The following is a 14,971-nucleotide window of genomic DNA, read 5'->3' as shown; positions in this document are numbered from 1 at the left end:
GAAATATATGAAAAGCGTAACCTTAACAGTATCCTCAAAATTAGTATATACATTAGTAATAGGTACGCTTTTAACAGTAAGTTGTAATCCTAATAAAACTCAAGATTCACTTACCGAAGTAAATTCTTCAATAGATTACATTGATACACGAATAGGAACAAAACCATGGTCTGGTAAATCTACCTTAAGTCAAGCCGAATTACCGCAAGGACATGTTTATCCTGGTGTTGGAGCACCTTTTGCAATGACACAGATTAGCCCACAAACCACAAAAAAAGATATTCCGTATTGGTGGGAGCATGAAAAAATTCAAGGATTTAGAAGTACGCATTATCCAAACGGAGCCTCTATGTCTGAATATGGTTCGCTAACTATAATGCCTATGGTTGGAGATTTAAAAATTACACCAGAAGAACGCGCATCCACATTTAACCATGCTAATGAAATAGCAAAACCACATTATTATTCGGTTACTTTAGAGGATTACAATATTAAAGCAGAATTAACTGCTGTTGCTAAAGCTAAGTTTTTACAGTTTACGTATCCAGAATCAAAAGAATCCCATATTATTATAGATAACCCTGTTGCACATGGTTATTTTCGTGTAAATCCAAAAAAAAATGAGATAGAAGGTTATACAGACAATACGGGTAGAACTGGAAATATGGGCTATACCGGCAGAGAATTTGCATCGTATTTTGTGGCAAAATTTAGTAAGCCTTTTGATAGTTTTACGATAGTACCAAAACCTGATATAACTAAGACATCTCTACTATTTCCTGAAGGATTTACAGGTGAATTTTATAACAATCTAAACTTATCTGGAAAACCAAGTGTTACAAGAAATGATGCTATTATAGATTTCGAGTGGAGCGGATCTCCTTTTGCAGGCATAAAACCAGATCTATTTTCAGCAAAATACATTGGTGAACTCGTAACAAAACAATCAGGAATTCATAAATTCTATGTTACTAGTGATGATGGCGTACGCTTATTTATAGATGAAAAATTAGTTATAGATTCTTGGTATAATCGAGGTGCAACTACTGATACGTATAGCATTTCTTTAGAAGCCACTAAAACATATAGCATTAAAATTGAATATTTTGATAGTGGTGGCGGTGCTACATTAAAGTTTGGTTGCGCACCTCCAGTAACACATGCGCCAGAACAAATTAGTCTAATGGCAACTAAAGGCGCTGAGGCTAATGCAGTTCATATATCTTTTAAAACTAACGAAGGCGAAAAAGTACAAGTTAAAATTGGGACTTCTTTTATAAGTATAGACCAAGCAAGAAAAAATCTAAATAGTGAAATTAATCATTGGGATTTTGAAAAAACAGCAGAAGAAACCAAAAATAAATGGAATCAAGCACTAAGTAAAATCAAAATTGAAGCCTCAGAAACAGATAAGAAAATTTTCTACACCGCTTTACAACGTTGTATGCTTTTACCAAGAAATATAACAGAAGATGGTTATCATTATAGTGCGTTTAATGGCAAAGTAATGCCAGGAGTTATGTATACTGATTTTTCTTTATGGGATACATTCCGTTCGGAACATCCATTGCTTATACTTCTTGAACCTGAGAAGGTTTCAGTAATGATTGAAGCGTTGCTTAACTCTTATGATGAAGGCGGTTGGATTCCAAAATGGCCAAGTCCAGGCTATTCAAACATTATGCATGGTACACATGGCGATGCTGTAATTGCGGATGCATACGTAAAAGGAATCAGAGGCTATAATGTTGATAAAGCGTTTGAAGCCATGATGAAAAATGCAACTACTAAAAGTACTGGTCGTTATGTGGCGCGTGCAGGAATTTTAGAGTATCAAAAATTAGGGTATGTACCTACTGATAAATATGGAGAGTCTGCCATAAGAACCATGGAGTTTGCTTATGACGATTATTGTATAGCTCAAATGGCGAAAGCTATGGGTAAAACAGATGTTTATGATGAATTTATGGCACGTGCATTATATTACAAGAATTTCTTAGACCCGGAAACCAAAATGGTGCGAGGAAGAAATGCAGATGGTTCTTGGCGAGATGCTAACGACCCATCAATTAGTGGGTGGGCGTATGGAAGCGACAAGGATAGAGAAAATTATTTTCGAAATATTACTCTTTTTGCACCACAAGATGTGCAAGGATTAGCCAATTTTATGGGAGGCAATCATAAACTAGAGGAATACTTAGACCATTTCTTTAAAAACGACTTCTATTACGTAGGCGATGAATATTCAATGCATTCCCCATACTTATACAATTATGTTGGAGCACCATGGAAAACGCAAAAATTAATCCGAGAATTAATTAATGATAATTTTGAAGACACTCCTGGTGGCTTACCAGGTAATGAAGATTGCGGACAAATGTCGTCTTGGTATATTTTTGGAGCCATGGGATTTTATCCTACCTGCCCCGGAAGTCCAACCTATCAAATAGGAAGCCCCGCATTTAAAAAGGTAAGTATAGATCTTGCAAATGGTAAAGTCTTTACTATAATAGCGAATAACAATTCAAAAGAAAATGTGTACATACAATCTGCGACTTTAAATGGAGAAGCTTACACAAAATCTTGGATTCATCATGATGCTATTATGAACGGCAGTACTTTAGAATTTGAAATGGGACCAAAGCCTAATAAAGATTGGGGAGCCTTGAAAGGAGATAGACATGCTTCAATTAGTGAATAATTGAAGCGAAAAAATAGTATTGTTTATAATTAAAAAAACTTTTATGAAGACTAGAATAATAAATATAAAGCTCATTTTATTGATGGTTTTTTTCGTGTTGAGTTGCACAAAAAAATCAAAACAAAAAGCACCAATTCACGCAGTGGATTATACCTCCTACGTAAACCCATTTATAGGAACCCAAAACGAAGGACATACATTTCCAGGAGCAACAACGCCCTTAGGAATGGTGCAACCAAGTCCAGAATCTTATAATATTCATTACAAAGGATATGAAATGGATCATATTGCTGGTTATCAGTACAACGATCCTTGGTTAATAGGCTTTACTCAAACACATTTAAATGGTGTAGGATGCCCTTCTATGTCCGATATTTTATTACAACCTCTAAACACAGATACTATTAATAGTGAATCTAGATTTAACTATAAATCTACATACACAAAAGATTCTGAAATAGCCAAACCAGGTTATTACAAGGTGTATTTAGATGATTTTAAAGTACAGGTAGAGTTAACGGCTACAGAACGAGTGGCATATCATAGATATACTTATGACAATGAAAAAAATGCAAAACTCCTAATTGATTTACAATACGGCGTCTCTTGGAATATTAATGAAATACCTTTAAATATTTTAGAAGCTAATCAACAATTTGAAGACGACTATACGTTAACTGGCTATAGAAAAGCTAGGGTTTGGGCACCCAGAGATTTGTATTATGTAATCAAATTCAATAAGAAAATTGTGAAAAAGCAAGAGCTAACACCAGCAGAAAACAAAGATGAAAAGGCACCACGCTATATTCTTGATTTTGATATGCAAGGTGCTAAAGTTCTTGAAGTAAAAATTGGAGTATCTACAGTAGGAATAGCAGAGGCTAAAAAGAACTTAGATACAGAAATAAGTACATGGAATAGTTTTGATTCCATTAGAGCAGCAACCAACAAAAAATGGAATGACATATTAGCAAAGTTTCACTTAAAAGGAAACGAAGATAAAAAAGTAGCGTTTTATACTAGCTTGTACCATCTTTATATTCAACCTAATAATATTGCAGATGTAGATGGAGGATTTAGAAGTGCCGATTCGGGTGTGCAAAAAGCAACCAGTGGTAAATACTATTCAACATTGTCTCTCTGGGATACGTATCGTGCGGCAAACCCAATGTACACAATTCTTAGTCCAGATTTAGTAAGCGATATTAATACCTCTATGCTTGATAGTTATAAATTTATGACTGTTGATTCATTAAATCCCAAAGAAGCTAATAAGTACTTACCAAGATGGCAACTTTGGGGGCAAGAAACGCATACTATGGTTGGTAACCATGCTGTACCTGTAATTGTTGATGCTTATTTAAAAGGCATAAAACCAAAAGGTTATAGTGATGAGGAAATTTTTGATGCTGTTTGGACATCTTTAACCAAACCACATTACCGCAATCATGTAGAATTGATAGATTCCTTTGGATATATTCCTTACGATGTTAAACTGTCTAGTATTGATGATGGTAGAGAAACGGTATCACGTCTTTTGGAGAATACATACGACGATTATGCAGGGGCTTTACTTGCTGAAAAGCTAGGAAAACAAAAAGAGGCTGACTTCCTTAAAAAAAGAGTTACTTATTATAAAAATGTATATGACAAAGAAAGTGGTTTTATGCGAGGTAAAAATGCTAAAGGAGAATTTAAAAAAGAGGTAGATTTATCTGAAGTGGTTGGCGAATGGCTTAAAGGTTCAGATTTTACAGAAGGTAATGCATACCATTATCAATTTCATGTCTTACACGATATTTCAGGTTTGGTTGCTATTATGGGAGGTAAAACAGAATTTGGAAAAAAATTAGACGATTTATTTTATTCAGAATCTAAACCAGAGGTAAAAACTTTAGTTTGGAATATTCATGGTACGTACGGTCAATATTGGCATGGAAATGAACCTTGTCACCATTTGCCTTATTTGTACAAATATTCAGATAAACCCTATAAAACAGATAAAATCATAAAAACACTAATTGATGAATATTATTACACAAAACCAGATGGTTTGATGGGGAATGACGATTGTGGGCAAATGTCTGCATGGTATATGTTTGGTGTACTTGGTTTTTATCCAGTAAATCCAACAGGAGGACACTATGTTTTAGGAGCTCCGCAGTTAGAAGAAGTAGTAATAAAACTTCCAAATAATAATACATTTACAGTAAGAGCTAAAAATTTAAGTAACACCAATTTTATTGTTGAATCTGTAGCACTAAATGGAGAGGTATTAAATAGAAATTATATCACTCACGAAGAAATTATAAATGGGGGAGAATTAATTTTTAAAATGATTAGTGAAGCGTCTTTAAAGAAGCAGTAGCTTTCATATAGAGTAATAAATAACAAAGGAGGAGTAGAAAATATTTAGTCTCTTCATTTTAAAATAGAATAAAAAAAGGTGTAATATTAATTTTATAAAATTCTTACGAAAGCAAGAAATAGATAAGAACTGTTAAAAAAACAAGTGCAATTCCATAAGCCTTCACTTTAGGCCAAGACTTTTCTACAACTTCTTGTTTCATACTATAATAATCCGTTTTAATTTCTGAAGGATACATTTTAGAAACTAAAAACATGATTGCAAAATTTAAAAGAAATTCGATACCCCACAAATGCACAAAATGGATGTTTACTTTAAGTATAAAAGTGGTTAGAATGTAAAATGTAAATCCAAAGAAAAGTCCTGCTTTTGCGCCCTTAGTATTTATTTGTTTAAAGAATATTCCAGCAATTATAATAGAGGAAATAGGAATAAAGAAAATGCCGTTTAGTTCTTGTAATAACTGGTATAAACCATCAGGAGCATAAGCAACCATTGGTGCTACAGCAATAGCTATTAAAGCTAGAATAACAGACGATATTTTACCATATTTCACCAATTTAGCATCGGAGGCATTTTTATTAAAAATCTTTTTATAGATATCTAAACAAAAAATGGTGCTTGCTGAGTTTAGTACACTATTAAATGTGCTTAAAACAGCGCCCAGAATAACAGCAGCAAAAAAACCAAAAAGATAAGATGGTAATACCTTTTTTACCAACATAGGATATATTAAATCAGGTGTTGCATAATAGGTATCTTGAAAATAGTAATAAGCAATTAGACCTGGTAAAACAATTATGGCAGGAACAAAGAGCTTCAATACACCAGTGTAAATAAGTCCTTTTTGAGCTTCAACTAAATTTTTAGCTCCAAACGCTCGCTGAATAATAGCTTGATTCATTCCCCAGAAATACAACTGATTAATCATTAATCCGGTAAACAAAACAGAAAAAGGAAGCACCGAATCTGGCTTACCAATAATATCAAATTTATCTGGCGCAAAATGGTACACTGTGCTTAAGCCATCAAACATATTACCATTACCAATTTGATATAAGGCAATTGTGGGTATAAGAAGTCCTCCTAGCATTAAGCCAATACCGTTTAAAGAATCTGAGTATGCTACAGCTTTTAAACCGCCAAAAATGGCATACATAGAACCAATAATACCTATGGCTAAAACAGTATAAATAAGCGATTCACTTTTTGATACATTGAATATTGCAGAAAAATCAAAAACACTTTCAATATTAATAGCTCCAGAATATAAAACAATTGGTAAAAGCGTTATAATAAATGATGACATTAGCAAAAAGGCAACAACAGAGCGTATTACACCATCAAAACGCCTTTCTAGAAATTCGGGGATGGTAGTTATCCCCAATTTTATAAACTTCGGAATAAAATAAATAGCTGCAATAACTAAAGCAATAGCAGAAGTAACCTCCCAAGCTATTATAATAATACCGTTTTTATAAGAACTTCCATTCATTCCTATTAAGTGTTCCGTAGAAATGTTGGTAAGTATCATAGACCCTGCGATGATTGGGCCTGTTAAACTTTTTCCAGCTAAAAAATAACCCTCTGAGGTTGTGAATTTATCTTTTCGGAGTTTATATGTTGTATAAAGTATTACGAATAAGGTAAATCCAAAAAATCCTAAATAGGTATAAAACATTATTGTTTGGCTGGTTAGTTAGTTTCTTAGTTCTTAAAATTTTAGCGTGTCGGGTAGGTATTTTTTAACAAGTTCTTGGTAATAAGGTTTTAGAGATTTAACATCTGGTTTAACAGGTGCTTTTGTATATAAATCGTAAGGATTGAATTTCTTTACCCATTCAAACATTTCAACATCTTTTTCATTCATCAAGTGGCTATATTCGTTTTCTCGATGTTGTGCATAGAAAGAATGATATCTTATAATATATAATGCTGGCTCCGGTAAATGATCTTTCATGATTTGATATAAATACTCATCATGTCCCCAGCTCATTTTAACATTGTCTAACCCACAATTTGGAGAGTAGATACCATATTTAGTATTGTATTTTGGGTTTGTTGAATCAGGGTTGTTAGCAAAATAATTAGCGTGTACAATTTTATCAGAGAATTTACAACCTACAGGGAAAGTATCTCCAACTACAGCCCATTGAGGTTCTCCAAATAAACAAAGCACCTTGCCAACATCATGTAAAAATCCCGTTAAGACAAACCAGTCTGGATGTCCGTCGGCTCTTATTGCTTCAGACGTTTGTAATAAATGTTGTAGTTGATCTAAATCAATATCAGGGTCGCTATCATCAACAAGGGTGTTTAAGAAATCAACAGCTTCCCAAATAGACATTTCTTTTCTATTAAACTCTAAAAAACCAGCTTCTTTTTCCGAGACAAAATCATAGGTTTGAAATATATGATTAAGTCTATAAAATTCTTTTACACTTTCAGCTCTATCTGAATCTTCGTAGTTTCTAAAGTCTTCTTTTTCTTTACCATTAGTATCGGGGTCAGGATATCTTTTAATTAGATCTTCTTCCCAATGCTCTATATTCTCTAGAGGTTGATGAATTGATGATTTTTTCATACTACTAACTTTATTTAATTTTTATTGGCTAATTTCTCATTCTAAAAATTGAATTAGTTTAATAAGCTTAAATTTTCAATACAATAAATGAGATAAAATGATGTAAAATCAGTTTATAACAAATTTAAGAACAGTAGTATATGCCATGATGGACTAATAATTTATTTATATGGATTATTTAATCAAAAACACTTCACTACTTTATTTATTTTAGAGATTTATATAATGTATTTTTTTGATAATGATTGAAATTTAAGATTAAATTTATGTAAGATAAAGCTTATATTTTTAATTAGCTTTAAAGAATATTTCCATGTTTTTGATGTAAAATTCCATATCAAATTTCAAGTCTTAACTTAATTTTAACGAAATAATTATGCCTAATCTAAAATTTATTAAAATGAAAAAACTAAAACTATTATTGATTGCCTTTTTTATAGGTGTTTTATCAGTTTTCGCACAGGATAATGTATCAGGTGTTGTTACTGATGAGCAAAATGTGCCTATACCTGGGGTCAATGTACTTATTAAAGGGACTTTAATTGGTACGTCAACAGATTTTAATGGTAATTATGAAATACAAGCCAACAACGGTGATGTAATTATATTTTCGTACTTAGGGTTCAAAACAAAGACAGTTGGGTATTCGGGACAATCAACTTTAGATATGCAATTACTAGAGGACACAGCACAGCTAGAGGAGGTTGTTGTAATTGGTTATGGGTCAGTTAAGCGTAAAGATTTAACAGGTTCAGTAGCTTCAATTGGAAGTAATGAAGTAATTGAGCAGAGAAAAACAGATGTAGCTCAAGCTTTACAAGGTCGCTTAGCAGGTGTAGATGTTAGGTCGCTAAATAATAAACCTGGTGCACCTCTTTCCATTACAGTAAGAGGTAATGGAGCTCTTAGAAACAATAACCAACAAAATGATGGTATAAGCGATAGTCCTACGGATGATTTAGGAGCGCCTCTGTATGTTGTTGATGGAATTTTTGTTGATAATATCAATGCATTGAATCCTGCAGATATTCAACAAATAGATGTTCTTAAAGATGCTTCTTCTACTGCTATTTATGGAGCAAGGGGAGCTAATGGAGTTGTAATAATTACAACGAAAAGCGGTGTTGAAGGTAGAACACGTTTTACGTATGACTCATCTTTTGGTGTGCGTAGTGTAGTTAATTCACCAGATTTTTATGATGGTGATGAGTATGTTGCGTTTACTAATGATGTGGTAAGAGCACGTGAGTTTGCTAATTTACTTAATGCAGGACCTGCTACAGCTTCGGATTATAATAATATTGTACCAGATAATACAGTTGAATTTATAGGCGCGGAAGAACAGAGTAACGTTGCAAACGGAAGGTATACTGATTGGATTGGAATGTTTCAAGAAACAGGAATTCAAACAAGTCATACATTGTCAGCATCTGGAGGACAAGATGGACTTATTTATAATGCATCAATAGGGTATTTAAAAGATGAAGGCGTTGTAGGTATAGAAGATTTTGAAAGATATAATCTTTCTGGGTCGTTATCTAAAAAGGTTAGTGATAAGTTAACATTTGGTTTAAAAACATATATAGCTTTTTCTGAAAGAGAAGAAGGAAGCCGCGAATTATTTAGAAGCTCTTTCCGTTTGGCACCAACAGTAGATCCTTTTGAGGATGATGGCTCAATTACATTAATCCCTGATCAGCAAGATCAACGTTTTATCAATCCAATTTATGAACAAGAGGGAGCTTGGAGAACTAATACTAAAAGGTTTGATATCATAGCAAACGCATTTTTAGATTATAAACCTTTAAAATGGCTAAGCTTAAAAACCCAGTTCTCCCCAAGTTTAGTTTATAGTAGATTTGGTGAGCATAGGGCTTTATTGACAAAAGCAGCTAGGAATGATCCAGGAAGAACTAGGGCTGTATATAACTCAGCGTCTATAGTAACTTATGCTTGGGATAATATTGCTAATATGAATTTTAATGTTGGCGATAATAATAGTTTAGGAGCTACATTAATTTCCTCACTGTATCATAAAGAATTTGAAAAAGGAGATATACAAACACGTAATTTAGCGGATGAATTTTTATTTTATAATACTGGACAAGGTACAGATATACGTGATTTTGATAGTGATTTTATTAAAGAGAATATAGCATCTTTTGCAGCTAGATTAAATTACTCATTTAAAGACAAGTATCTATTAACTGTTACAGGTCGTTATGATGGAGCTTCGCGTTTGGCTACAGGTAATAAATGGGATTTCTTTCCATCTGCTGCTTTTGCTTGGAAATTATCACAGGAAGATTTTATGCAAAATATTTCTTGGCTTAATAACATGAAGTTGCGTTTAAGTTATGGACAAACAGGTAATATAGATACAATAAGACCATATCAGTCTTTTTCTGCTCTTAGTGGAGGAACTTATTTATTTGGAGATGATTTGGTATCTTCCCAACAGGTTGATCGTTTGTCAAATAGAGAATTAACTTGGGCAGTAAATACTGAAACTAATATTGGTGTAGATATAGGGCTATTTAACAATAGAGTTAATATAACTGCAGATTATTACAATAAAGATACAGACGGGAGTTTGTTCGGAAGATCTTTATTAGCTGTTTCTGGTTTTAGCACTGCAGTTGGAAACTTTGGAGAAGTAAGAAATAGAGGTCTTGAGGTTGTTTTGAATACTACCAATATAAAAACCGAAAATTTTAAATGGCGAACTAGTTTTAACTTTACAAAAAACAAAGCAGAAGTATTAAAAATTGACGGTGGTATTGAAGAAGTACCTTTTAACCGTCATGGTGTAACAAAAGTAGGAGCAGACCCATCAGCTATTTTTTCTTACGAAAATGATGGTATCTGGCAGCTAGATGAGTATGCTGAAGCAGCTACATTTGGTGCCAGACCTGGGCAATATAAATTTGTAGATCAAAATAACGATGGTGTTATTAATAATGAAGATAAAGTAGTAATAGGTTCTACTTCACCTGATTGGTTTGGAGGTATGACTAATACTTTTAGCTATAAAAACTTTGAAGCAAGAGTTCAGGTAAACACTCGTCAAGGATCATTAGGACATTCAGAGTTTTATCAAAATTTTGCACCTTATCAAAATGACCAAGCAAAATTTAATAAAATTAATTTAGATTACTGGACTCCTAATAACCCCAATGCGTCAAGACCGGCACTATCTTATGCTCACCCAGGAGAATACTACTATGAGGAGTTTGATTTTGTTAAAATAGGTAATATAGGTTTAACTTATTCACTTTCATCAAATATATTAGACAAGTTAAATCTAAGTAGTATGAGACTGTCTTTAGATATTCAAAATCCATTTATTTTCACGGATTATGAAGGGCCAGATCCAGAAACTGGATTACAGAATTCTTACAGTTCTGCTTATATGACGAAAACAGTATTGTTTGGATTAAATGTATCATTATAATTATAAATTGTAAACAAGATGAAATCAATTTTTAAAATACAAAAAATAGTTTTATTACTAGGCTTAATTTTTACGGCCTGTGACAGCTATATAGAAGAGGAGTTTTATGGCGGTTTAGTTGCCGAAAACTTTATAGACGAAGATAATGCAGACCAGTTAGTAGCAGGAATGTATAGTAATTTACGTGAACTTTATAAGAAGGGCTACGGTATTATGTTTTCTGGTACGGATATGTTTACCTCACAAGATGATGTAAGAAGTAACTTGCCGATAAATGATTATTTTGGTTTAACAGCAAGTGAAGGTAATGCAGCAGAGTTTTGGGGGAAAAATTATAGTTTAACTACAGATGCTAATACAGTTATCAATCGTTATGAAAATCAAATTTCTTGGAGCGATGCTAATTTAGCTGTTCGTGATAATGGAATTGCTCAGGCAAAAGCTTTAAGAGCTCTTGGTTTCTATAATTTAGTTAGACATTTTGGAGGAGTAGTTTTAGATTTAAATGAAACAACAACCATACGTACAGATTATGTACGTGCTACCGAAGCAGAGACATTTACTCAAATTATAGCAGATTTAGAGGCCGCTATTCCTAATTTAGGAGATACTCCACAAACAGGCAGAATGTCTAAACGTGCAGCGCAGCATTTATTGGCAGATGTTTATTTAACAAGAGCTTATAAATCGTTTGGAAGTGATGCAGATTATACAACAGCTGCAAATTTAGCAGAACAAGCTATTGGATCTTATGATATAAGAAGTCAAACTTATGCTCAAGTATTTGACTACGGTAATCAGGTAAACCCTGAAGTCCTTTTTGCAGTACAGTATGGGTCAAATGGAAACTTTGACGATAGAAATAATAATAAGCATGGTGTTTTTATGAACCCTATTGATAATTATGCAGGTATAGGAAGAAATAATCCATACGGAGCCAATAATACTAGCTTAATGCCAACACCTCGTTTCTATGAGTTATTGGAAAGTAATGACTCGAGAGATGAAGTAACACTACATAGGGTCCTATTTGCAGATGAAGATGCTACTTTTACATCTCCTGAAGGCTCTGATAATGTTGTTGTAGGAGATACAATCGTATATTATCCTAAAGAGTCTATTGATGCCGTAGAATTAGCAGATAAATTAAACAGATATTGGGTATATCAACCAGATCAATATTTATTTGGACTTCCAGATAATATACCTGGAGCTATTTATCAATATTCTTCTAATGTTTTAAGAACTAATTTCCCAATATTTAAAAAGTTTGATGATGTAGGTATTGACGCCGAAAATGGTGGATCTAGAGATACGTTTTTATTTAGAATTGCAGAAACGCATTTGATTGCAGCTGAGGCTAATTTAGGTGCTGGTAATACAAGTGCAGCATTGAGTCATATTAATAGAGTAAGAGAACGTGCTACAGGTGTAGCAAATCATTATGCTTCTGTTGATATTGATACTATTTTAGATGAAAGAGCTATAGAACTTGCTGGAGAAGAAGACCGATGGGCAGTTTTAAAGCGAACAGGTAAATTAGAAGAACGTATCAATATGTATAACCCACATAATGTTGATCATGGAGTGTTTGCTGCAGATACGCATCTAGTAAGACCAATTCCTGATAACGAGGTTGCTCTATCTGAAGGATCTTTAGATCAAAACCCTAACTACTAGGTAGGATTTTGCTTATTAGAAATAAAAAAGTTTAATTGTTTAAGTTAGTTATTTTAGTTTATAAAGGCAGATGAGTTTTTTGTCTGCCTTTATTTTTTAACTTCATTATGCGCATATACCTTACACTTGTTTTTCTAAGCTTGTTTTGTTGTAAAAGGCAAAATAATATAGTTCCTCAACCAGAGGAAAAGCAAAGCAATGCAGTATATATAAACCCTTTTATTTCTACAGAAAACGACCATGGGCAAACAGATGTTGCTGCCAGTGTTCCTTTCGGAATGGTAAAACCATGTCCAGATACAAACCCAATAGCACATTCTGGGTACGATTACAGTGCTAAAGAAATCATTGGTTTTTCAAATACCAGATTTTCTGGTGTTGGATGTAGAGGCGTAGGAGGGAATTTAAGAATATTACCTTTTGTTATTTCAAAAGGAGATTCAATTTCTAAAGGTCTAACATATTCAAAAGAAAGTGAAAAAGCTAAAGCTGGATATTATTCAGTGAACTTAAACAACGGTGTAAAAACGCAGCTTACTGCAACTAGGCAAGTAGCATTTCATCAATATACATTTCCAGAATCTAAAAATGCTGGATTTACCATAGATTTAGCAAGTAGTTATGCAGGTCACGTATCTCATAGTTATCATGTAGAAAATGGTATTATTAGTGGCAAAATAACAAGCGTTAATGTTTGTAGAAAAGGTAAATACACATTTTACTACGCTATTAGATTTAATCATGAAGTATCAGAAGTAACTGAAGATAATTCTAAATTAATTTTTAAGTTTTCAACTAAAAATAATCAAGATATTTTATTACGATGTGCTTTGTCGGTTGTTGATGAAAACAGTGCCATTCAAAATTTAAAGTTATCAGAAAAATTAAGCTTTCCTGAAGTTAAACAGCAAGCATTTAAATCATGGAACAATCTTATGGATGTTGTTCATGTAGAGACAGAAAATGATACACTAAAGGAATTATTCTATACACATTTGTACCACGCAACACAATCGCCATTTATTATAAATGATGAAAATGGAGTGTATAGAGGTAGTGATGGTAATCAATACAAATCTAATTCATCGCATTATCACGGTTGGTCTGTATGGGATACGTTTAGAACAAAACTTCCTTTATTTTCATTTTTATATCCAAATAGATATAAAGACATGTTAACGTCTTTAAAAGCATTGTACAAACAAGGAAAACCTGATTGGGCAACAGAAACAGAACCTTTCTTAACCATTAGAACAGAGCATACCATAGCTATTGTGTTAGATGCATATCAAAAAGGAATTTTGCCATTTCCATTATCAGATATTTATGAAGAAATGAAAGCAGAAGCTGAACATTTACCGTTTAAATCGCCAGATAATGTACTAGAATCGAGTTATGATTTATGGGCACTTTCAGAAATTTCTAAAGCTTTAGGAGAAAATGCAGATGCTAAATTTTATAGAGATAAAGCTTTTGAATATAAAACCCTTTGGAAAGACAAGTTTTTAACTATGGATGAAAATTCAGATATCATGCATGGAGACGGATTGTACGAAGGCACGTTGTGGCAATACCGATGGTTTGTACCTTTTGATATAAAGGGAATTCAAACCATGATAGGAGGTAAAGATGAGTTTGAAACTCAATTAGATTATTTCTTTGAAAACGAATTATTTAACATAGGTAACCAACCCGATATTCAAGTGCCGTATTTGTATAATTACACAAATTCGCCATGGAAAACGCAAAGGTTAGTCGACCAATTGTTAAACAAGGAAACGAATAATTGGTACGGAACACACCATAAATTAGAACAACCCATTACGCGTAAAATTTTTACCAATACGCCCAATGGTTACATCAAAGAAATGGATGACGATGCAGGAACTATGTCGTCATGGTACGTATGGTCTACAATGGGGGTATATCCTATTTTTCCAGGAAGTACTCAGTTGGCATTAAGTACACCACAATTTGATAAAATTACTATAAAAACAAATGATAAACCGTTGCAAATAATTACAAACGGTAGAACATCAAAAAAGATATACATTCAAAAAGTAACATGGAATGGAGTAGAAATTAACTCAAGTATTATAGACTTTAATTTAATTTCTAAAGGCGGCATTTTGCAATTTGAATTAACAGATACACCCAATAAAGACTGGGGTAAACAAAATTAAA

Annotated in this window: 7 protein-coding genes; 5 read left to right on the top strand and 2 right to left on the bottom strand. The window is 33.1% G+C overall.

Going from position 1 to position 14,971, the window contains the following annotated elements; genetic code table 11:
* The first annotated feature begins 7 nt into the window (after positions 1 to 7).
* Together Q0945_RS05645 and Q0945_RS05640 are read left to right on the top strand one after the other, a co-directional pair.
* Entirely contained in the window at positions 8 to 2,701 is a 2,694-nt protein-coding gene (locus Q0945_RS05645) for a GH92 family glycosyl hydrolase (protein WP_299431769.1), read from the top strand.
* Positions 2,702 to 2,744: 43 nt separating this feature from the next.
* Entirely contained in the window at positions 2,745 to 5,069 is a 2,325-nt protein-coding gene (locus Q0945_RS05640) for a GH92 family glycosyl hydrolase (RefSeq protein ID WP_299431766.1), read from the top strand.
* Positions 5,070 to 5,172: 103 nt separating this feature from the next.
* Here Q0945_RS05640 and Q0945_RS05635 read toward each other — a convergent pair whose 3' ends face one another.
* Complete coding sequence (locus Q0945_RS05635) at positions 5,173 to 6,750, bottom strand: solute:sodium symporter family transporter (protein ID WP_299431763.1); 1,578 nt, start codon at positions 6,748 to 6,750, stop codon at positions 5,173 to 5,175.
* Between the two features lie 33 nt (positions 6,751 to 6,783).
* Complete coding sequence (locus Q0945_RS05630; RefSeq protein WP_299431760.1) at positions 6,784 to 7,653, bottom strand: inositol oxygenase family protein; 870 nt, start codon at positions 7,651 to 7,653, stop codon at positions 6,784 to 6,786.
* A gap of 400 nt (positions 7,654 to 8,053) precedes the next feature.
* On the opposite strand from Q0945_RS05630, the gene Q0945_RS05625 reads away from it, so the two are divergent.
* The 3 genes from Q0945_RS05625 to Q0945_RS05615 all read left to right on the top strand — a co-directional run bounded on the left by Q0945_RS05625 (position 8,054) and on the right by Q0945_RS05615 (position 14,970).
* Entirely contained in the window at positions 8,054 to 11,107 is a 3,054-nt protein-coding gene (locus Q0945_RS05625; RefSeq protein ID WP_299431757.1) for a TonB-dependent receptor, read from the top strand.
* A gap of 18 nt (positions 11,108 to 11,125) precedes the next feature.
* Complete coding sequence (locus Q0945_RS05620; RefSeq protein WP_299431755.1) at positions 11,126 to 12,787, top strand: RagB/SusD family nutrient uptake outer membrane protein; 1,662 nt, start codon at positions 11,126 to 11,128, stop codon at positions 12,785 to 12,787.
* Positions 12,788 to 12,894: 107 nt separating this feature from the next.
* The gene (locus tag Q0945_RS05615) at positions 12,895 to 14,970 is read left to right on the top strand and encodes a GH92 family glycosyl hydrolase (RefSeq protein ID WP_299431752.1); all 2,076 of its coding nucleotides are present in this window, start codon (positions 12,895 to 12,897) and stop codon (positions 14,968 to 14,970) included.
* The last annotated feature ends 1 nt before the right edge of the window (position 14,971 follow it).

This window comes from uncultured Maribacter sp. (genome assembly GCF_947500405.1).
Taxonomy (GTDB): Bacteria; Bacteroidota; Bacteroidia; order Flavobacteriales; family Flavobacteriaceae; genus Maribacter_B.
This window is presented reverse-complemented; position numbering and strand designations above follow the sequence as displayed.

Excerpts from the sequence above, each read along its gene's own strand:
- Q0945_RS05645 (WP_299431769.1), top strand. The coding sequence starts at position 8 with ATGAAAAGCGTAACCTTAACAGTATCCTCAAAATTAGTATATACATTA.
- Q0945_RS05640 (WP_299431766.1), top strand. The coding sequence starts at position 2,745 with ATGAAGACTAGAATAATAAATATAAAGCTCATTTTATTGATGGTTTTT.
- Q0945_RS05635 (WP_299431763.1), bottom strand. The coding sequence starts at position 6,750 with ATGTTTTATACCTATTTAGGATTTTTTGGATTTACCTTATTCGTAATA.
- Q0945_RS05630 (WP_299431760.1), bottom strand. The coding sequence starts at position 7,653 with ATGAAAAAATCATCAATTCATCAACCTCTAGAGAATATAGAGCATTGG.
- Q0945_RS05625 (WP_299431757.1), top strand. The coding sequence starts at position 8,054 with ATGAAAAAACTAAAACTATTATTGATTGCCTTTTTTATAGGTGTTTTA.
- Q0945_RS05620 (WP_299431755.1), top strand. The coding sequence starts at position 11,126 with ATGAAATCAATTTTTAAAATACAAAAAATAGTTTTATTACTAGGCTTA.
- Q0945_RS05615 (WP_299431752.1), top strand. The coding sequence starts at position 12,895 with ATGCGCATATACCTTACACTTGTTTTTCTAAGCTTGTTTTGTTGTAAA.